General features: G+C 72.3%; 17 protein-coding genes. 14 read left to right on the forward strand and 3 right to left on the reverse strand.

Annotated elements, in window-relative coordinates:
* Positions 1-12: 12 nt before the first annotated feature.
* Positions 13-1638 carry a flavin monoamine oxidase family protein gene (locus ACIGO8_RS18655; protein ID WP_399731374.1) on the forward strand — a complete coding sequence of 542 codons (1626 nt, stop codon included), beginning with the start codon at positions 13-15 and terminating at the stop codon, positions 1636-1638.
* Between the two features lie 60 nt (positions 1639-1698).
* Here the strand turns inward: ACIGO8_RS18655 and ACIGO8_RS18660 are convergent, their stop codons facing one another.
* Both ACIGO8_RS18660 and ACIGO8_RS18665 read right to left on the reverse strand, forming a co-directional pair.
* The gene (locus ACIGO8_RS18660) at positions 1699-3087 is read right to left on the reverse strand and encodes an FAD-binding protein (protein WP_399731377.1); all 1389 of its coding nucleotides are present in this window, start codon (positions 3085-3087) and stop codon (positions 1699-1701) included.
* A gap of 89 nt (positions 3088-3176) precedes the next feature.
* Positions 3177-4979 (reverse strand): glycoside hydrolase family 15 protein, encoded by a 1803-nt coding sequence (locus ACIGO8_RS18665; protein WP_399731380.1) that lies wholly within the window; start codon positions 4977-4979, stop codon positions 3177-3179.
* Between the two features lie 534 nt (positions 4980-5513).
* Here ACIGO8_RS18665 and ACIGO8_RS18670 point away from each other — a divergent pair.
* From ACIGO8_RS18670 to ACIGO8_RS18730, 13 genes are all read left to right on the forward strand, one after another.
* A complete protein-coding gene (locus ACIGO8_RS18670; protein ID WP_399732393.1) occupies positions 5514-7172 on the forward strand; it encodes a CTP synthase in 1659 nt (552 codons plus the stop codon).
* Between the two features lie 74 nt (positions 7173-7246).
* The gene (locus ACIGO8_RS18675; RefSeq protein WP_399731384.1) at positions 7247-7873 is read left to right on the forward strand and encodes an NUDIX domain-containing protein; all 627 of its coding nucleotides are present in this window, start codon (positions 7247-7249) and stop codon (positions 7871-7873) included.
* Between the two features lie 172 nt (positions 7874-8045).
* Positions 8046-10037: a tetratricopeptide repeat protein gene (locus ACIGO8_RS18680; RefSeq protein WP_399731387.1), complete on the forward strand. Its 1992-nt coding sequence runs from the start codon at positions 8046-8048 to the stop codon at positions 10035-10037.
* Positions 10038-10183: 146 nt separating this feature from the next.
* Positions 10184-11299, forward strand: coding sequence for an alanine dehydrogenase (ald, locus tag ACIGO8_RS18685; RefSeq protein WP_399731390.1), 1116 nt, complete (start codon positions 10184-10186; stop codon positions 11297-11299).
* Positions 11300-11749: 450 nt separating this feature from the next.
* Positions 11750-12775, forward strand: a complete 1026-nt coding sequence (locus ACIGO8_RS18690) for a ParA family protein (RefSeq protein ID WP_365346797.1) — start codon at positions 11750-11752, stop codon at positions 12773-12775.
* Complete coding sequence (locus ACIGO8_RS18695) at positions 12760-13272, forward strand: hypothetical protein (protein WP_399731393.1); 513 nt, start codon at positions 12760-12762, stop codon at positions 13270-13272. The genes ACIGO8_RS18690 and ACIGO8_RS18695 overlap by 16 nt, the downstream gene beginning before the upstream one ends.
* Positions 13273-13319: 47 nt before the next feature.
* Entirely contained in the window at positions 13320-14495 is a 1176-nt protein-coding gene (locus ACIGO8_RS18700; protein ID WP_399731395.1) for a segregation and condensation protein A, read from the forward strand.
* Between the two features lie 128 nt (positions 14496-14623).
* Positions 14624-15181, forward strand: coding sequence for an SMC-Scp complex subunit ScpB (gene scpB, locus ACIGO8_RS18705; protein WP_399732397.1), 558 nt, complete (start codon positions 14624-14626; stop codon positions 15179-15181).
* Complete coding sequence (locus tag ACIGO8_RS18710; protein ID WP_399731398.1) at positions 15181-16305, forward strand: pseudouridine synthase; 1125 nt, start codon at positions 15181-15183, stop codon at positions 16303-16305. Before scpB ends, ACIGO8_RS18710 begins: the two co-directional genes overlap by 1 nt.
* Before the next feature lie 175 nt (positions 16306-16480).
* On the forward strand, positions 16481-17131 hold the full coding sequence (gene pnuC, locus ACIGO8_RS18715; RefSeq protein WP_399731401.1) for a nicotinamide riboside transporter PnuC: 651 nt from the start codon (positions 16481-16483) through the stop codon (positions 17129-17131).
* Complete coding sequence (locus tag ACIGO8_RS18720; RefSeq protein WP_399731404.1) at positions 17128-18216, forward strand: AAA family ATPase; 1089 nt, start codon at positions 17128-17130, stop codon at positions 18214-18216. The genes pnuC and ACIGO8_RS18720 overlap by 4 nt, the downstream gene beginning before the upstream one ends.
* Positions 18217-18232: 16 nt before the next feature.
* Entirely contained in the window at positions 18233-18973 is a 741-nt protein-coding gene (locus tag ACIGO8_RS18725; RefSeq protein ID WP_399731406.1) for an NUDIX hydrolase, read from the forward strand.
* Positions 18970-19989: an ADP-ribosylglycohydrolase family protein gene (locus ACIGO8_RS18730; protein WP_399731409.1), complete on the forward strand. Its 1020-nt coding sequence runs from the start codon at positions 18970-18972 to the stop codon at positions 19987-19989. The genes ACIGO8_RS18725 and ACIGO8_RS18730 overlap by 4 nt, the downstream gene beginning before the upstream one ends.
* Before the next feature lie 63 nt (positions 19990-20052).
* On the opposite strand, the gene ACIGO8_RS18735 is transcribed toward ACIGO8_RS18730, so the two are convergent.
* Complete coding sequence (locus ACIGO8_RS18735; RefSeq protein ID WP_399731411.1) at positions 20053-20901, reverse strand: NAD(P)H-binding protein; 849 nt, start codon at positions 20899-20901, stop codon at positions 20053-20055.
* Between the last annotated feature and the right edge of the window lie 58 nt (positions 20902-20959).

The following is a 20959-nucleotide window of genomic DNA, read 5'->3' on the forward strand; positions in this document are numbered from 1 at the left end:
CAGGAGCGCCCCATGCCACGCACCAACCCGATGCACCTCCTGAAGCGCCTGGCCGCCGAGCACGCCGACGCCCGACGGCTGGGCCTGCCCGTCGACGAGCTGCGCGGCATGAGGAACGACGCCCTCGGGCGCCGCAGCCTCCTCAAGTACGCCGCCGCGGCCGGGCTCGCCGTCTCCGCCGGGACGGCCGTCGCCGCACCGGCGGTCGCCAAGGCCGTGACACCCGCCCGGATCGCGGTGGTCGGCGCCGGCATATCCGGCCTCACCGCCGCCCTCACCCTCCAGGACGCCGGCCTCAGCCCCGTCCTCTACGAGGCCAACCCCAGCCGCGTCGGCGGCCGGATGTGGACCCAGCGGGCCCACTGGGCGTACGGGCAGACCTCCGAGATCGGCGGCGAGCTCATCGACACCAGCCACAAGAAGATCCTGGAGCTGTGCCGCCGCTTCGGACTCGCCACCGAGGACTTCCTCGGCGGCGGGCCCAACGGAGCGGAGGAGGTCCTGTGGTTCAACGGCGGCTACTACCCGCGCGCCCAGGCCGACGAGGACTTCAACGCCGTGTACCAGGCGCTCCACCGCGACCTGCTCGACGCGGGTGAGGTGAAGTGGAACCAGACCACGCCCACCGGCACCGCCCTCGACAACATGTCGCTCTACGAGTGGATCGAGCGCCGGGTCCCCGGCGGGCACACCTCGCCGCTCGGCCGGTTCATCGACGTCGCCTACAACGTCGAGTACGGCGCCGACACCGCCGAGCAGTCCTCGCTCGCCCTGGTCCTGCTGATGGGCTATCAGACCAATCCCGGCAACTTCAACGTCTGGGGCCTGTCCAACGAGCGGTACCACGTCGTCGGCGGCAACGACCGCCTGCCGAACGCGATCGCCGGCGCCCTCAACCCCGGCACCCTGCGCATGGGCTGGTCCCTGGACGCCGTACGGGCGAACGCCGACGGCACCCAGACGCTCACCTTCACCGAGGCGGGCGCCACCCGCACCGTCACCGCCGACCACACGATCCTGTGCGTGCCGCTGCCCATCCTGCAGCGGCTCGACGTCTCCCGGGCCGGCTTCGACCCGCTGATGACGAGTCTGCTGCGGGACGCGCGGATGGGCTACTGCACCAAGCTCAACATGCAGTTCGCCACCCGGCCCTGGCGCGGCACCGGCGCCTGGCCCGGCGTCTCGGCCGGCGACTGCTTCACCGACACCGAGGTCCAGCAGACCTGGGACACCACCAAGGTCCAGGGCGGCACCGGCGGCATCCTGCTGCAGTACGGCGGCGGCACCCTGGCGAAGTCGCTGAACCCGGCGGGACCCTTCTCCACCGAGTCCGACCCGTACGTACGGGACCTCGCCGCCCGCTACCTGAAGGGCATCGACGCCTTCTTCCCGGGCACCTCCAAGGCGTTCACGGGCCGCGCCCAGCTGTCCGCCTGGCACAAGAACCCGTACTCGCTCGGCGCCTACTCCTGCTGGCCGGTCGGCTATCTGCACCGCTACGCCGGCTACGAGGGCACCGCGCAGGGCAACGTCCACATCGGCGGCGAACACTGTTCCTACGACTTCCAGGGCTTCATGGAAGGCGGCGCCACCGAGGGCGAGCGGGCCGCCAAGGAGGTGATCGCCGCCCTGAGGTGACCGGCCGTCGAGCGCCGGAGGGCCGGGCGGGGGGCCCGGCCCGGCCGGCCCTCCGGGGCGTCAGGCGGCCGGGACGATGTTGTGGTTGAAGCGGAAGACGTTGTCCGGGTCGTACGCGGCCTTGACCTGGCCGAGGCGCCGGTAGTTGTCGGCGCCGAAGCCCTCGACCACCCGCTGCCGGCCCTCGTCACCGGTGAAGTTCAGATACACGGCGCCGATCGACCACGGCCGCGCGTCCGCGCGGACGTCCCGCACCCACTGGATCGCCCGCTCGTCGTCCGCGGGGCTCTCCCACACCCCGAACGGGTGCACGGCCCAGGCCGCGGGCCGCCAGGGGACCGGGAAGTCGGCCGGGCCGCGGGCCAGCTGACCGCCCATCGGGAACAGCACGTGCTGCATGCCCGACGGCACGATCATCCCGGCCGACCGGGCGCAGAACACGTCCACCGCCGTGTCCGGGAACGACGACAGGTACTCGGCCGACCAGTAGTTCCGCATGCCCGGCGGGTCGTCCAGCATGCACTGGAAGTCGGCGTAGGGCATGTCCGTCACCATCTCCACCGACGGCTTCAGCGCGAACAGCGGCGCCGCGAACTCCCGCGCCTCGCCCACCGGGCCGGCCCAGGTCACCAGCGCGCCGCTGAGCAGCGTGCCCTGCAGCTCCTCGGGGATGAACTCCTCGGGCGGCGCGTTGAGATAGATCCCGCCGCCGCCGGCCTCGTCCGGCGCGCCCTCCAGCAGGTCCCGGTACGCCCGGATGACCTCCGGTCCGGCCTGGGCCGGGAAGAGCAGCAGCACGAAGCTGAACTCCGGCAGCGGGTGCACCCGCAGCGTCATCGAGGTCACCACGCCGAAGTTGCCGCCGCCGCCGTGCAGCGCCCAGAACAGGTCCGGGTTCTCCTCGGCGTCCGCGTGCACGTGCTTGCCCTCGGCCGTGATCAGCTCCACCGCCAGCAGGTTGTCGCAGGCGAGCCCGAACTTGCGCTCCAGCCAGCCCGAACCGCCGCCCAGCGTGAAGCCGCCGACCCCGGTCGTGGACGCCCGCCCGCCGGTCACCGCCACGTGGAACGGCTGGCAGGCCCGGTCCAGGTGACTCATCGTGGCCCCGCCGCCGAGCCGTACCGTCATGTTCTCCGGATCGGCCACCACCGCGTGCATCCGCCGCAGGTCCACCACCAGACCGCCGTCGTTGAGCGCCGCGCCGGCGACGCTGTGGCCGCCGCCGCGCACCGCGATCGGCAGCCCGGCCTCCCGGCCGAAGAGCACCGCGTTGGAGACGTCCTCCGGGCTCTCGCACTGTGCGATCACGGCGGGGCGGCGGTCGATCATCGCGTTGTAGACGACCCTGGCCTCGTCGTATCCGGGGTCGCCCGGGACGTACACGTCACCCGCGAGATCCTCGCGCAGTCCTGCCAGCGCGCTGTCGGTGACGGTGGACTGGGGAGCCATGGGAGTGCCCCCCTTTCGGTACGGGGGACAGGACACCTTCATCGTAGGTCCGCGCCCTGTCCCGCGCGCCCCGGACGGCGCCCGGCGCGTCAGCCGCCGTACGCCCCGCTCGCCGTCAGCCGCAGCGCCGTGTCGATCAGCGGAACGTGGCTGAAGGCCTGCGGGAAGTTGCCCACCTGGCGCTGGAGCCGCGGGTCCCACTCCTCGGCCAGCAGCCCGAGGTCGTTGCGCAGCGACAGCAGCTTCTCGAACAGCCGGCGGGCCTCGTCGACCCGGCCGATCATCGCCAGGTCGTCGGCGAGCCAGAACGAACACGCCAGGAACGCGCCCTCGTCGCCCTCCAGGCCGTCCACGCCCGCCTCCTCGCCGGCCGTCGGATAGCGCAGCACGAAGCCGTCCTCGGTGGACAGCTCCCGCTGGATCGCCTCGATCGTGCCGATCACCCGCTTATCGTCCGGCGGCAGGAAGCCCATCTGCGGGATCAGCAGCAGCGAGGCGTCCAGCTCCTGCGAGCCGTAGGACTGGGTGAAGGTGTTGCGTTCCTTGTCGTAGCCCTTCTCGCACACGTCCCGGTGGATCTCGTCGCGCAGGTCGCGCCAGCGCTCCAGCGGTCCGTCGGCGTCGCCGGACTCGATCAGCTTGATCGTGCGGTCGACCGCCACCCAGGCCATCACCTTGGAGTGCACGAAGTGCCGGCGCGGGCCGCGCACCTCCCAGATGCCCTCGTCGGGCTGGTCCCAGTGGGTCTCCAGATAGTTGATCAGCTTGATCTGGAGCAGCGAGGCGTAGTCGTTGCGGGACAGGCCCGTCATGTGCGCCAGGTGCAGGGCCTCGGTGACCTCGCCGTACACGTCCAGCTGGAGCTGGTTGGCGGCCCCGTTGCCGACCCGGACCGGGCCGGAGTTCTCGTAGCCCGGCAGCCAGTCCAGCTCCGCCTCGCCGAGCTCCCGCTCGCCGGCGATGCCGTACATGATCTGCAGGTTCTCCGGGTCGCCGGCCACCGCGCGCAGCAGCCAGTCCCGCCAGGCGCGGGCCTCCTCGCGGTAGCCGGTGCGCAGCATCGAGGAGAGGGTGATCGCCGCGTCCCGCAGCCAGGTGTAGCGGTAGTCCCAGTTGCGGACGCCGCCGATCTCCTCGGGCAGGGAGGTGGTCGGGGCCGCCACGATGCCGCCGGTCGGCGCGTAGGTGAGCGCCTTGAGGGTGATCAGCGAGCGGACCACCGCCTCCCGGTAGGGGCCGTGGTAGGTGCAGTGCTCGACCCAGTCGCGCCAGAAGTCGGTGGTCGCCTCCAGCGAGCCCTCCGGGTCCGGCAGCGGCGGCGGCTCCTTGTGCGAGGGCTGCCAGGACAGCGTGAAGGTGATCCTGTCGCCGGGCGTGACGGTGAACTCGGAGTAGGTGGTGAGGTTCTTGCCGTGGGTCTCCACGGCGGTGTCCAGCCAGACCGAGTCGGGTCCGGCCACGGCCACCGTGCGGTCGCCGACCTTGTGCACCCAGGGCACCACCCGGCCGTAGCTGAAACGCATCCGCAGGCTGGAGCGCATCGGCACCCGGCCGCTGACGCCCTCGACGATCCGGATCAGCTGCGGGGCGCCGTCGCGCGGGGGCATGAAGTCGGTCACCCGGACCGTGCCGCGCGGGGTGTCCCACTCGGACTCCAGGACGAGCGAGTCGCCCCGGTAGCGACGCCGGTCGGCGGGGGCGGCCGGCGCGCCGTCGGGGCCGGCGGGACCGACCCGCCAGAAGCCGTGCTCCTCGGTGCCGAGGAGTCCCGCGAAGACGGCGTGCGAATCGAAGCGGGGCAGGCAGAGCCAGTCGACACTGCCGTCCCGGCAGACCAGGGCGGCGGTCTGCATGTCTCCGATGAGTGCGTAATCCTCGATGCGCCCGGCCACGTGCTTCACTCCAGATCGAACGGCCACGTCCGCCCCGCGGGGCGGCGGTTACTGGTCAGCGGTCAAGGGGATCGTTGACGAGCCTGGTACCGGTGGCGGGCGGGGGTGGTGCCGTGCCGGTCCGGCTCGGCAGCGCGTGTTCCGAGCAGGATACGACGCCCCCTGGTGCCCGGCAGAGTCGATCTTGTAATGGTCCTGACCCGTTCGGGTGAACGGGTCTTGACCTGGGCGGCAACAAGGTTTCCGCACCCGGTCCGGGCACCGGCTCCCTCCCTCCGCGGCCCCGGCGGGAGCCTCGTCGTGCTTCCGGCGGGAGCCGCCGGGACACGGCGTGTCGCGGACCGTGTGCACCCGCTTGCCCCGTGTGGCCGGAAGCGGTCTCCCGATGTCGCTGATACCCTGGTACCCCGTGGACCGGTGGGAAACGGCATCAGCCGAAGACCCCGAAACCGCAGCGACGGCACCCCCCGATTCTTGCCGAGGGGCCGCCGGAACGCACCTCCAGAACGCGACCACGGGAGCCCCCTCTTGGCGATGCCGCCCAACACCACGACGACCAAGCACATCTTCGTCACCGGGGGTGTCGCCTCCTCCCTCGGCAAGGGCCTGACCGCCTCCAGCCTGGGTGCGCTCCTCAAGGCCCGGGGTCTGCGGGTCACGATGCAGAAGCTCGACCCGTACCTGAACGTCGACCCCGGCACCATGAACCCGTTCCAGCACGGCGAGGTGTTCGTCACCAACGACGGCGCCGAGACCGACCTGGACATCGGCCACTACGAGCGCTTCCTCGACGTCGACCTCGACGGCTCGGCCAACGTCACCACCGGCCAGGTCTACTCCCAGGTCATCGCCAAGGAGCGGCGCGGCGAGTACCTCGGCGACACCGTCCAGGTCATCCCGCACATCACCAACGAGATCAAGTCCCGCATCCGCCGGATGGCCACCGACGACGTCGACGTCGTCATCACCGAGGTCGGCGGCACCGTCGGCGACATCGAGTCGCTGCCGTTCCTGGAGACCGTCCGCCAGGTCCGCCACGAGGTCGGCCGCGACAACGTCTTCGTCGTGCACATCTCGCTGCTGCCCTACATCGGCCCCTCCGGCGAGCTGAAGACCAAGCCGACCCAGCACTCGGTCGCCGCCCTGCGCAACATCGGCATCCAGCCCGACGCCATCGTGCTGCGCGCCGACCGCGAGGTCCCGACCGCCATCAAGCGCAAGATCTCGCTGATGTGCGACGTCGACGAGGCCGCGGTCGTCGCCGCCATCGACGCCAAGTCGATCTACGACATCCCGAAGGTGCTGCACTCCGAGGGCCTGGACGCCTACGTCGTCCGCAAGCTCGACCTGCCCTTCCGCGACGTGGACTGGACCGTCTGGGAGGACCTCCTGGACCGCGTCCACAACCCGGAGCACGAGGTCACCGTCGCGCTCGTCGGCAAGTACATCGACCTGCCCGACGCCTACCTCTCGGTCACCGAGGCCATGCGGGCCGGCGGCTTCGCCAACCGCGCCCGGGTCAAGGTCAAGTGGGTCACCTCCGACGACTGCAAGACCCCGGCCGACGCCGAGAAGCAGCTCGCCGACTGCGACGCGATCCTCATCCCGGGCGGCTTCGGCGACCGCGGTGTGGCCGGCAAGGTCGGCGCGATCCGCTACGCCCGCGAGAACAAGGTGCCGCTGCTCGGCATCTGCCTCGGCCTGCAGTGCATCGTGATCGAGGCCGCGCGCAACCTGGCCGACATCCCCGAGGCCAACTCCACCGAGTTCGACCCGGCCACCGCCCACCCCGTCGTCTCGACGATGGAGGAGCAGCTCGCGTACGTCGAGGGCGCCGGCGACCTGGGCGGAACGATGCGCCTGGGCCTCTACCCGGCCAAGCTCGCCGAGGGCTCGGTCGTGCGCGAGGTCTACGGCGACGAGCCGTACGTCGAGGAGCGCCACCGTCACCGCTACGAGGTGAACAACGCCTACCGCGCGGAGCTGGAGAAGAAGGCCGGTCTGGTCTTCTCCGGCACCTCCCCGGACAACAAGCTCGTCGAGTACGTCGAGTACCCGCGCGAGATCCACCCCTACCTGGTCGCCACCCAGGCGCACCCGGAGCTCAAGTCCCGCCCGACCCGCCCGCACCCGCTCTTCGCGGGCCTGGTGAAGGCGGCCGTCGAGCGCAAGACGGGCGGATCCGCGCAGTAGATCACTGGCGTTAACGTTGCCGGGGTACGGGTCCCGTGGACCCGTGCCCCGGCTTTCGTACGAGAGGACTACCGATGCAGGTGCAGGACACCCCGGAGGAGTGGCGGGTCGTCGCCACCGACACCCCCTTCACGGGGAACAAGACCAGTGTCCGCACGGACGACGTCGTCATGCCGGACGGGTCGGTCGTCCGGCGCGACTACCAGGTCCACCCGGGCTCGGTCGCGGTCGTCGCCCTCGACGAGCAGGACCGCGTCGTGCTCCTCAAGCAGTACCGGCACCCGGTGCGGCAGAAGCTGTGGGAGATCCCGGCCGGTCTGCTCGACGTGCCCGGCGAGAACCCGCTGCACGCCGCCCAGCGCGAGCTGTACGAGGAGGCGCACGTCAAGGCCGAGGACTGGCGGGTGCTCACCGACGTCTACACGACGCCCGGCGGCTGCGACGAGGCGGTGCGGATCTTCCTGGCACGTGACCTCTCGGAGGCGGAGGGCGAGCGCTTCGAGGTCGCCGAGGAAGAGGCCGACATGGAGCTCGCCCGGGTGCCGCTGGCCGACCTCGTGCGTGGTGTCCTGGCGGGCGAGCTGCACAACAACTGCCTGGTGGTGGGCGTGCTGTCGCTGATGGCGGCCCGCACCGGCGACGGCCTGGACGCGCTGCGTCCGGCCGAGGCGCCGTGGCCGGCCCGGCCCTTCGAGGCCTAGGCCGGGCCCAAGGAGTGACAGGAGCGCGGCCGGTCTGACAATCCACTGATCCGATCGGGGGATTCGTCCGCCGCGCTCCGCCGGGTCCGCGGCGGGCCCTGAACTACGCTCGGGAACGCCCGTGCGGAGCCCCCGCGGGATGATCGTGCACAGGTGGACGGGAGTGTGGCCCGTGACGGATCAGGCGGTGGCAGCGGTCGGCGCCTCGCAATTCTACGGCCGCCAGCGGGAACTCAAGGCCCTGCGGGCCGACATCGCACGCACCGGGCTCGACACCCTGACCGGCCGCAAGGCGCCCCGCGCCCGGGTCCTGCTCATCGCCGGCAAACCCGGCTCCGGACGCACCGCGCTCGCCGAGGAACTCATCGCCCAGCTCGCCGACGGCTACCCCGGCGGGGTGTTCCGCCTCCGGCTCACCGAACCCGGCGGCGAACCGGTGCCCACCGCCCGGGCCGCCCAGGAGCTGCTCGCCGCGCTCGGCGTGGCCGAACCGCCCGGCGCCGCCGAGGACGAGCTGGCCGCCCTGGTCCGGCAGGCGTTCGCCGACCGCAAGGCGCTGCTGCTGCTCGACGACGCCGTCGACGCCGAGCAGGTCGACCCGCTGCTCCCCGACAACCCCGACACCCTCGTCGTGGGCGTCGCCCGCGGCCCGCTCACCGGCATCCCGGACGTCCGGCCCTGCACCGTCGGCGGCCTCGACCCGAAGTCGGCCATCGAACTGCTCACCTCTTTCACCGGTTCCGTCCGCGTCACCGTCGACCCGCAGGCCGCCGAGAGCCTGGCCGAGGAGTGCGGCGGACTGCCCGCCGCACTCGTCCTGGCCGGCGGCTGGCTCGCCGCCCGCCCCAAGGTCTCTGTCGCCGACCTCACCAAGCGGCTGCGCGCACTGACCGGCGACCCGGTGGCCCGTGCCTTCGCGCTGGTCCACGAGTCGCTGCCGCAGCCGGCCGCCCGGATACTGCGCCACCTGTCCCTGGCCCCGCTCGGCCGGGCCGACGCCCACACCGCCTCCGCCCTGGCCGGCTGCTCCGTGTCCGCCGCCGCGACCACCCTCGCCGACTTCGCCGCGCTCGGTCTCGTACGGGAGACGCCGGGCGGCGACGGGCAGTACGAGGTGCCCGCGCACCTGGTCCCGCTGCTGCGGGCCGAGCTGGAGGAGCGGGACCGGCCGGCCGAGGTGCAGCTGGCCCGGGCCCGGATGCTGGAGCGGACCGTGCGGCTCCTGCAGTCCTGCCGCGCGGTCACCGAACCCGAGGGCTCCCCGGCCCGTCGCAAGCTCGCCGGTCTGCCGCGCGCCCTGCGCTTCCCGAACGCCGCCACCGCCGGCGCCTGGCTGGACACCCGCCGGCCGGTGCTGCTCGCCGCGGCCCGGCTCGCCGTCGCCGACGGCGAGCTCGACACCCTCGCCCGGCGGCTGATCGCCTCCCTGGTCCGGGCGCTCACCGCGCACCGGGGCGCCGAGGCGGCCGCTCCCGACCTCTACGGGCTGCACCGGCTCGTCCTGGACGTGGCCGAGCGGCGCGGACTGCACCGGGAGCGGGCCGCGGCCCTGCTGAACCTCGCCGACCTGGACGCCAGGACCGGGCGGAACGAAGACGCTCTGCTGCGATATCGGTCGGCTTTGGACGCCGGACGCACAGCAAATGACCCGTACGCGACCGGTCGCGCAATGGAATCCGTAGGTGGCACGTATCAGGAACTGGGGGACTGGCAGCGGGCCGGTGACTGGTATGCCCGGGCCCTCGCCCAGCGGCTCGCCCGCGACGAGCGCGCCGACCAGGCCCGGCTCTACGGCCGGCTCGGCGCGGTGCACACCTACGCGGGGCGCTACGGCGAGGCGCTGCGCAACTGGCGGGCCGCCGCCGCGGGCTACCGCCGGCTCGACGATCTCCCGGGCTACGCACGGGCGTTGAGCGAAGCGGCCCGGGTCCAGGAGTACGCCGGCCGCCCCGAGGAGGCCTTCCGGACCTGCGAGGAAGCCGTCGAGTGGGCGCGCCGCGCCGACGACGTACGACTCCAGGCGGCACTGCGGCTGCGGCTGGCCGACACCCTCGACCGGCTCGGCGACCCGGCGGCCGCCCGACTCCAGCGCTCGGCTGCGGAAAGACTCCTCGGAACCGACCAGTCCGCCTACGAAATCCGCAGCACTTCCGCCGAAGATTAATGCTTTGCAAGGCTAGACAGCGGGAACTCCTTCATTAGACTGGTTGCGCCGCGATCGACCGCGGTCTGTCCCGGTGCGCGCCAGTGCATCCGGGTATGTATCGCAGTGCACCCCCGTTTCCCCTGATTCAAGGACCGTGATCGACGATGAAGGTCGGCATCCCCCGCGAGGTCAAGAACAACGAGTTCCGCGTGGCCATCACCCCTGCCGGTGTCCACGAGCTCGTCCGCAACGGCCACCAGGTCTTCATCGAGCAGAACGCCGGTGTCGGATCCTCGATCACGGACGCGGAGTACGTCTCCGCCGGCGCCGAGATCCTGGCCACCGCCGACGAGGTCTGGGCCACCGCCGACCTGCTGCTCAAGGTCAAGGAGCCCATCGCGGAGGAGTACCACCGTCTCCGCAAGGACCAGACCCTCTTCACCTACCTGCACCTCGCCGCCTCCAAGGAGTGCACGGACGCCCTCCTGGAGTCCGGCACCACCGCCATCGCGTACGAGACCGTCGAGACCGCCAACCGCGCGCTCCCGCTGCTCGCCCCGATGTCCGAGGTCGCGGGCCGCCTGGCCCCGCAGGTCGGCGCCTACCACCTGATGCGCTCGGCCGGCGGCCGCGGCGTGCTCCCCGGCGGCGTCCCCGGCACCCACGCCGGCGAGTGCGTCGTCATCGGCGGCGGCGTCTCCGGCTGGAACGCCGTGCAGATCGCGATCGGCCTGGGCTTCCACGTGACCCTGCTCGACCGCGACATCAACAAGCTCCGCGAGGCCGACAAGATCTTCGGCACGAAGGTCAAGACGATCGTCTCCAACGCCTTCGAGCTGGAGAAGGCCGTCATCGAGGCCGACCTCGTCGTCGGTGCCGTCCTCATCCCGGGCGCCAAGGCCCCGAAGCTGGTCACCAACGAGCTCGTCGCCAAGATGAAGCCCGGAAGTGTCCTTGTCGACATTGCCATCGACCAGGGCGGCTGCTTCGAGGACTCCCACCCGACCACCCACGCCGAGCCGACCTTCCAGGTCCACAACTCGGTCTTCTACTGCGTCGCCAACATGCCGGGCGCGGTCCCGAACACCTCCACCTACGCCCTCACCAACGCCACGCTGCCCTACATCGTGTCGCTGGCGAACAACGGCTGGGTCGAGGCGCTGCGCCGCGACGCCGCCCTCGCCAAGGGTCTCAACACCCATGACGGCAAGGTGGTTTACAAGGAGGTCGCCGAGGCGCACGGCTACGACCACGTCGAGCTGAACAGCCTCCTGGGCTGACACCGGCGGACGCCGGAGTCAACCTCCGCCGTCAACCCCGCGCACCGGGCCGGACCTTGTCGAGCAAGGTCCGGCCCGATGTGTGTCCGGCCACGTTCCGACGCCCGGTCAACTCGCCTCGAACGTAACTCTTTAACCGTTTCGCACACCCGTGAAACGTGCGGTTCCCTGCCCGCGCACCCTTGACAGCGGGGTGTTCGGTTGCCGACACATCGGGCCGGGTCCGGCGGATTGTGTTGCTGCGGAGCGGTGACACGCCATAGAGTCGCCAACCGTCGGCATGGTGCCACGCTGACCTATCGATAAATGTTCCTGGTCACATCCAAGGAGGTAAGACGACTTGTGAATGAGTCGACATTTACTCCCGGGGGTGCGGAGCCAGGGGCCCCGATCGGCTCCGTCGCGGTGCGGACCTTCGCGACGCACCAGCCCATGACGCCAGCCCATACGATGAAGATGACGGACGGCCTACACGTGAACGCCACGGCCGGCAACGAGATGGGCCGAGAGTCCACCCACTTCGCCGCCTATGACGAGGTGCCCGAGGGGCACTTCTACGACCCTGACGCCGAGTACGAGCCCGACCCGGAGTACGCGGCCACCCTCGCGCCCGACGCCGCCCGGCAGCGTCGCGAGCGGATCGGCCCCACCGGACGGCCCCTGCCGTACTTCCCGATCCCGGGCCCGCTGACCGACCACGGCCCCGCGAAGATCATCGCGATGTGCAACCAGAAGGGCGGCGTCGGCAAGACCACGTCGACCATCAACCTGGGTGCCGCGCTCGCCGAGTACGGACGCCGGGTGCTGCTCGTCGACTTCGACCCGCAGGGCGCCCTGTCGGTCGGCCTCGGTGTGAACCCGATGGAGCTCGACCTCACCGTCTACAACCTGCTCATGGAGCGGGGCATGTCGGCGGACGAGGTGCTGCTCAAGACCGCCGTGCCCAACATGGACCTGCTGCCGAGCAACATCGACCTGTCGGCGGCCGAGGTCCAGCTGGTCTCCGAGGTCGCGCGCGAGTCCACGCTGCAGCGCGCCCTCAAGCCGCTGATGAACGACTACGACTACATCGTGATCGACTGTCAGCCCTCGCTCGGCCTGCTGACCGTGAACGCCCTGACGGCTGCTCACAAGGTCATCGTGCCGCTGGAATGCGAGTTCTTCGCGCTGCGTGGCGTGGCCCTGCTGACGGAGACCATCGAGAAGGTCCAGGAGCGGCTCAACCCCGACCTGGAGCTCGACGGCATCCTCGCCACGATGTACGACTCGCGGACGGTGCACTCGCGCGAGGTGCTCGCGCGCGTCGTCGAGGCCTTCGACGACCACGTGTACCACACGGTGATCGGCCGGACCGTGCGCTTCCCGGAGACCACGGTCGCCGGCGAGCCCATCACCACCTACGCCTCCAACTCCGTGGGCGCCGCCGCCTACCGCCAGCTCGCCAGGGAGGTGCTCGCCCGGTGTCACGCCGAGTGAGTCTTCCCGGCGCCGACGAACTGTTCCGTACGACCGGGGGGATGGCGCTCCAGGCGTCCTCGCCGCGCCGCGTCCCCGCACCGGCGGGGGAGAGCGACACGGCGGCGGCCGCGGAGGGCACCGGCTCCGCGGAGCACGCCTCCGCGGACTCCGAGACCGCGGAGCCGCGCGCCCGCGCGGCGGAGCCCGAGGCTTCCGCGCCGACGGCGGCTTCCTCGGCCGCGAAGGCCGCGGCCGCTCCCGCTCCCGCCCGGCGGCGGGGCCGCACCACCAACCGGCGCCCGAGCGGGCGTGAGCGGCACGACGAGAAGATCACGGTCTACGTCTCCGCCGAGGAACTGATGGACCTGGAGCACGCGCGCCTGGTGCTGCGCGGCGAGCACGGCCTCGCGGTCGACCGCGGCCGGATCGTCCGTGAGGCGGTCGCCGTGGTCCTGGCGGACCTGGAGTCCCGCGGCGACGCGAGCATCCTCGTACGCCGCCTGCGCGGCCGCTGACGGTAGCCTTCGGCCCTGCCGTCCCCGCTCCACCAGGACCCCGTCTCATGTCTGCCGAAACGTCCCGCCCCGCCCGCCGGCCCCTGGGCCGCGGCCCCGGCACGCCCTCTCCTCCCGACCCCGCACCGGCCGAGCCACTCTCCGGGCCACTCTCCGAGCCGCCGGCAGAGCCGGAACCGGAGCCGTCGGGAGAGCGGGAGCCGGGCGACGGCCGTGAGGCGGGGGCCGGCGCGGCCGACGGGGCGCCGGGCGGCGAGGCTGCGGCCTCCGAGCCCGCGGACCGGCCCGTGGCCGGGCCCGTGGTCGAAGCTTTGGACGGGCCAGCGGCCGAGCCTGTGGCCGCCGAGCCGGAGCCCACGGTCGAGCCCGAGCCCGCCGGGCCGGTCGCCGTGGCGAGCGCGGCCGACGCCGACCAGGGCGCCGAGCCCGGGGCGGACGGGCGGTTCACCGTGCGGCTGGTGAACTTCGAGGGGCCGTTCGACCTGCTGCTCCAGCTGATCTCGAAGCACAAGCTGGACGTGACCGAGGTCGCCCTGTCGAAGGTCACCGACGAGTTCATGGCGCACATCCGGGCCATGGGGCCCGACTGGGACCTCGACCAGACGACCGAGTTCCTGGTGGTCGCGGCCACGCTGCTCGATCTCAAGGCGGCGCGGCTGCTGCCGGCCGCCGAGGTGGAGGACGAGGCGGATCTGGCGCTGCTGGAGGCGCGGGACCTGCTCTTCGCACGGCTGCTGCAGTACCGCGCGTACAAGCGGATCGCCGAGATCCTGGGCGAGAGGTGGGACGGCGAAGGACGGCGCTTCCCGCGCACCGTCGGCCTCGAACCGCACCACGCCGAGCTGCTGCCCGAGGTCGTCATCTCCATCGGTGCCGAGGGCTTCGCCAGGCTCGCCGTCAAGGCCATGCAGCCCAAGGCCAAGCCGCAGGTCTACGTCGACCACATCCACGCCCCGCTCGTCAGCGTGCGCGAGCAGGCCGGCATCGTCGTCGCCCTGCTGCGCGAGCGCGGCACCCTCAGCTTCCGGGAGCTGGCCGAAGGCGCCGTCGACACCCTCACCGTCGTCGCCCGCTTCCTGGCCCTCCTGGAGCTCTACCGCGAGAAGGCCGTCGCCCTCGACCAGGAGACCGCCCTCGGCGACCTCACCGTCTCCTGGACGGGCGGGGACGGCGACGCCGTCGGCGGCGTCACGGACGAATTCGACCAGGAGGACGCCTCGTGAGCGACAGCGACCCCACTCCCATGCCCACGCCCATGCCCACTCCCGCGCCCGCCTCCGGCCCCGAGGCCGGCCGCGGCCCCGAGACCGCTCCCGTGCCCGCGCTCAAGCCGGCCCTCGAGGCCGTTCTCATGGTGGTCGACGAGCCCGCCACCGAGGCCCACCTCGCCAAGGTCCTCGGCCGCACCCCGCGCGAGGTCGGCGACGCGCTGCGCGAGCTCGCCGACGAGTACACGGCCGCGGGCCGCGGTTTCGAGCTGCGTCTGGTGGCCGGCGGCTGGCGTTTCTACACCCGCGCCGCGTACGCCTCCGCCGTCGAGGCCTTCGTCCTCGACGGCCAGCAGGCCCGGCTCACCCAGGCGGCCCTGGAGACCCTGGCGGTCGTCGCGTACCGCCAGCCGGTCAGCCGTTCCCGGGTCTCCGCGGTGCGCGGGGTCAACTGCGACGGGGTCATGCGCACCCTCCTCCAGCGCGGTCTGGTGGAGGAGGCGGGCGCGGAACCCGAAACAGGTGCGATCCTGTACAGGACGACGAACTACTTCCTGGAGCGGATGGGCCTGCGCGGCCTGGACGAACTTCCGGAACTCGCGCCCTTCCTCCCCGAGGCGGAGGCGGTCGAGCCGGACAGCCTGGAAGGCGTTCCGTCGTTCGACCCGGACGAAGAAGACGAGAAGACGACGGAAGTTTGATGCGAAGCAGCAGCGGCAGGAACAGCGGAAACAACGGCGGGAGCCGTGGTGCCAAGAGCGGCGGCCGCGGCAACTACCGGGGCGCGGGCAACAACCGCGACGAGCGGGGCGGACAGGGCGGCCAGAGCGCCGGCCGCCCGCGCCGTCCCCGTCCCGAGGAGCGCAGCTACGACGTGGACGGCCTCGCCGGCCGTCCCGCCGACGGCGGCCCGAAGCGCGGTCGCGGCGAGGCCGCCCGCGGCGGCGCCAAGGGCGGTCCCAAGCAGTCCCCGAAGCGCGGCGGCGGCCGCACCGCCCCGGCGCGCTCGCGCGAGTACGACGCGCGCACCGAGGAGCGCAACCGCGAGCGGTACGCGAACAAGCCCCAGATCAAGACGCCGAAGACCTTCCCGGGCGCCGAGCAGGAGGGTGAGCGCCTGCAGAAGGTCCTCGCCCGCGCCGGCTACGGCTCCCGCCGTGCCTGCGAGGAGCTGGTCGAGCAGGCCCGGGTCGAGGTCAACGGCGAGATCGTGCTCGAGCAGGGCCTGCGCGTGGACCCGGAGAAGGACGAGATCAAGGTCGACGGCCTGACCGTCGCGACCCAGTCGTACCAGTTCTTCGCCCTGAACAAGCCGGCCGGTGTCGTCTCCACCATGGAGGACCCCGACGGCCGCCAGTGCCTCGGTGACTACGTCACCAACCGCGAGACCCGGCTCTTCCACGTGGGCCGGCTCGACACCGAGACCGAGGGCATCATCCTGCTCACCAACCACGGCGAGCTGGCCCACCGTCTCACCCACCCCAAGTACGGCGTGAAGAAGACCTACCTGGCCGCCATCACCGGCCCGCTGCCCCGCGAGGTCGGCAAGCGGCTCAAGGACGGCATCCAGCTGGAGGACGGCTACGCCCGCGCCGACCACTTCCGGGTCGTCGAGCAGACCGGCAAGAACTACCTGGTCGAGGTCGTGCTCCACGAGGGCCGCAAGCACATCGTGCGCCGCATGCTCGCCGAGGCGGGCTTCCCGGTGGAGAAGCTGGTCCGCACCGCCTTCGGTCCGATCGGCCTGGGCGACCAGAAGTCGGGCTGGCTGCGCCGGCTCAGCAACACCGAGGTCGGCATGCTGATGAAGGAAGTCGGCCTGTAGTCCGTACGGGCTCCCGAGGAAGGCCCGTGACCGCCCACCGGCGGTCACGGGCCTTTCCCGTTCCCGTGCACGTTCCCGCCCCCCTGTTCCCGCGCCCTCTCCCCGTTCACGTTTTCGTACTTGTGGTCGACTCCCGCCGCCATTTATAGTCATGCTGACTCTTAAGGAGGCGAGCATGAGTCTCGCGAACGTCCTGGACCCGCTCCAGCGTCCGCTCTTCACCCTTCTCGACACCCCGGTCAGCTGGACCGAGGTGCTCGGCTTCGGGAGCGGCGCGCTGTGCGTATGGCTCGTCGCCCGTCAGCACCTCGCGAACTGGCCCATCGGCATCGCCAACAACCTCTTCTTCGCCCTGCTCTTCACCCAGAGCGGGCTCTACGCCGACGCCGGCCTCCAGTTCGTCTTCATCGCCCTCGCCGCGTACGGCTGGTGGACCTGGACCCACGGGGGTGGCCCGGGCTCCGACACCCTGCCGGTACGGCGCACCAGCCGCACCGAATGGACCTGGCTGCTCGCGGCGGGGGCGGTGGGGACCCTCGCCCTCACCCTGCTCCTGGACCGGGCCACGGACTCCACCGTGCCGTTCTGGGACGCGCTGACCACCGCCCTGTCCCTGACGGCCACCTACGGCCAGTGCCGCAAGCGCCTGGAGTCCTGGTGGCTCTGGATCGCCGCCGACGTCGTCTACGTGCCGCTGTACGCGTACAAGGAGCTCTATCTGACCTCCGTGCTGTACGTCGGCTTCCTGACGCTCTGCCTCGTCGGCCTGCGCGACTGGCGCCGTGACCTCGCCGGTTCCCTCCGTCTCCGGGAGGCCGGCGCATGACCGGCGGGACCCGTTACGGACACGGCCTGGTCCTCGGCAAGTTCTATCCGCCGCACGCCGGCCACCACCACCTCGTGCGCACCGCCCGCGAGCAGTGCGAACGCCTCACCGTGCTGGTCTGCGCCGCCTCCGTCGAATCCGTGCCGCTCGCCGACCGGGTCGCCTGGATGCGCGAGATCCACCCCGACGCGCTGGTCGTCGGCGCCGTCGACGACGTCCCCGTCGACCTCCACGACCCCGACGTGTGGGACGCCCACATGAAGATCTTCCGGGCCGCCGTGCCCGAGCCCGTCGACGCCGTCTTCACCTCCGAGCCGTACGGGGAGGAGCTCGGCCGCCGCTTCGGTGCCGCGTCCGTCCTCGTCGACCCCGACCGGACCCGCCACCCCGTCTCCGGCACCGCCGTCCGCGCCGATCCGGTCGCCTGCTGGGAGTACCTGGAAGCGCCCGTGCGGGCCGCGCTCACCCGGCGGGTCGTCGTCCTCGGCGCCGAGTCCACCGGCACCACCACCATGGCCCTCGCGCTCGCCGACCACTACCGGCGGCGCGGCGGCGTGTGGGCCCGCACCCGCTGCGTACCCGAGTACGGGCGCGAATACAGCGAGATCAAGCTGGCCGAGCTGCGCGCCGAGCGGCCCGGCGCCGGCTGGTCCGACGTCACCTTCCACTCCGCCGACTTCCCCGTCATCGCCCTGCGCCAGGCCGAACTCGAGGAGGAGGCCGCCCGCGACGGCTCGCCCGTGCTCTTCTGCGACACCGACGCCTTCGCCACCACCATCTGGCACGAGCGCTACATGGGCACCGCCAGCCCCGGCACCGGCGAGATCGCCGCCCGCGGCCGGCAGCACCTGTGGCTGCTCACCGACCACCGGGGCGTCGACTTCGAGGACGACGGCCTGCGCGACGGCGAGCACCTGCGGCCCTGGATGACCGCGCGCTTCCTCACCCAGCTCGCCCACACCGGCCGTCGCACCGTCGTCCTCACCGGGCCCCACGAGGAGCGCCTCGCGACGGCCGTCGCCGCCGTGGACGCGCTGCTCGCCGAGGGCTGGCACTTCACCGACCCGCTCCCCGAACGCCGATGAGCCTCCCGGACCGCCGATGACCGAAGCACAGCCGGGGCCCGCGGGCTACGACAAGCACGCCTTCGAGCCCTTCGCCCTCACCGCCGACCTCGCCGTCCTCACCGTCCGCGAGGAACGCCTGCACGTCCTGCTCGTCGAACGCGGCCAGGAGCCCTACGCCGGCGCCTGGGCCCTGCCCGGCGGCTTCGTCCTGCCCGACGAGTCCGCCGAGCAGGCCGCCCGCCGGGAACTCGCCGAGGAGACCGGCCTGTCCGGCACCACCGCCGCCCGGCTCCACCTGGAACAGCTGCGCACCTACAGCGACCCGGACCGCGACCCGAGGATGCGGGTCGTCTCCGTCGCCTTCACCGCGCTCGTGCCCGACCTGCCCGAGCCGCGCGGCGGCGGCGACGCGGCGCAGGCCCGCTGGCTGCCGTACGAGGACGTCCGCGGCCTCGCCTTCGACCACGACCGGATCCTGGCCGACGCCCGTGACCGCGTCGGCGCCAAGCTCGAGTACACCTGCCTCGCCACCGCCTTCTGCCCGCCCGAGTTCACCCTCGGCGAGCTGCGGCAGGTGTACGAGACGGTCTGGGGCGTCGCACTCGACCGCCCCAACTTCCGGCGCAAGGTCCTCGCCACGCCCGGCTTCGTCCGGCCCGTCGAGGCACCACCGCGCCGCACCGGCGGCCGGGGCAAACCGGCCGCTCTCTACCGGGCGGGCGAGGCCGTCGCGCTGCACCCGCCCCTGCTGCGACCGGAAGGACGGACGGCATGACGACGACACGGGGGACGAAGCAGGGCGCGACGGGGGCGCTGATCGGGCTGGCGCTGGGCGACGCGCTGGGTCTGCCCACGGAGTTCATCGACGTACCGAGGATCATCAGCTGGTACGGACCCTGGCGGGATCTCGCGCTTCCGGAGAAGGGACGGGTCACGGACGACACCCAGATGACCCTCGCCTTCGCGCGGGGCATCCGCACCGCCATGGACCGGGGTGTGCTGGAGCCCTCCCGTCTGCTCGCGCCGCTGCGTGAGGAGTACGTCGCCTGGTACCGGTCCCCGGAGAACAACCGGGCGCCCGGCCGCACCTGCCTGACCGCCTGCCAGTTGCTGACGACCGACCGCCGGTGGCAGGACGCCAGTCAGATCCACTCCAAGGGCTGTGGCGCCAACATGCGCGTCGCGCCCGTCGGGCTCGTGCCCGGGCTGAGCGACGAGCAGCGGGCGGGCGCCGCCCAGCTCCAGGCCGCGCTCACCCACGGCCATCCCACCGCGCTCGCCGCCTCCGACCTGACCGCCCGTGCCGTGCACCTGCTCGCGCAGGGCGCGGATCCGGCCGGGCTGGTCGGGCGGCTCCGCTCGTACGCGTACGAGAACCGCGACCGCTACCACGAGCACTGGCTCGGCGACCTGTGGACCCGCGCCCAGGACCCCGACGCCAGGCACTTCGTCCGGCGCGGCTGGGACGAGTGCCTGGCCGTCCTGGAGCGCCTGGACGCGGTCCAGCGCACCGCCGACCCGGAGCTCGACCCGTGCGCGTACACCGGCGACGGCTGGATCGCCGAGGAGGCCCTCGCCACCGGCCTGCTCTGCTTCCTGCTCTTCCCCGAGGAGCCGCTGACCGCCCTGCGCCGGGCCGCCTGCACCCGCGGCGACTCCGACTCGATCGCCGCCCTCGCCGGCGCCTTCGCCGGAGCCCACCTGGGCGCGGACGCCTGGCCGGAGGAGTGGGCGGGACGCGTCGAGTACCACAGCGAGCTGATCACCTTCGGGGCGCTCTGGGACGCCTGAGCCAGGTGGCGGCGGGAGACCCGGCGGCGGAAGACCCGGCGCCGCGCAGGCCACCGGCGGGTGTCACCGGAAGGCCGGCAGATGGCGCTCGGCCCACGCGGCGAAGGGGCTCGCCGGCCGGCCGAGGACCCGCTCCACGTCGGGGCTGACCGCCCGCTCCGCGGGCAGCGGGGCGCCGAGGAGGTCCAGGGTGCCGTCGACGACCTCCTCCGGCATGAAGCGCGCCATGTGGGCGTGGGCCTCGGCGCGCGACAACTCCACGAAGGCGACGTCCTCGCCCAGGGCCCGGGCGAGGGCCGCGGTCTGGCCGCGCGGGCTGACGGCCTCGGGGCCGGTGAGTTCGTACGTACGGCCCGCGTGCCCGTCCTCGAGGAGCGCGGCCGCGGCCACCGCCGCGATGTCGGCCGGGTCGACGACCGGCAGCGCCACCTCGCCGAACGGCGCGAACACCGTGCGCCGGGTGCGGACCGTCTCGGCCCAGGCGAGGGCGTTGGAGGCGAATCCCGCCGGGCGCAGGAGCGTGAACTGCGCCCCGGAGCTGCGCACGGCGGCCTCGAACTCCCGCAGGCGGGCGTGTGAGCGGGCGTCCGGGCGGGTGGCGCCGGCCTGGGAGGAGACCAGGACGATCCGCTTGATCCCGGCGTCCGTGGCCGTGCGCGTGAGTGCTTCCGGGCTCTCGCCGTGGCTGTTCAGCTCGCCGCCGAGGAGCAGGAAGAGCGCGTCGGCGCCTTCGAGCACCGGCCTCATGCTCCGTGCGCTCCCGATGTCGGCCCGGGCGAGCCGCGTCCCGGCGGGAAGTCCTTCGGGCCGCTCACGGCGCGAGACGGCGACGACGTCCTCGCCCGCCTCGGACAGCAACGGCACCAGGGTCCGGCCGATGTTCCCGGTCGCACCCGTCACCACGATCTTCATGTCCACTCCGTCGATGAGTTAGTTAGTTGGCTGACTGAGTAGGACGCTAGCACGGTGC

Origin of the sequence: Streptomyces sp. NPDC053493, from assembly GCF_044544825.1 — a bacterium.
Lineage (GTDB): Bacteria > Actinomycetota > Actinomycetes > Streptomycetales > Streptomycetaceae > Streptomyces.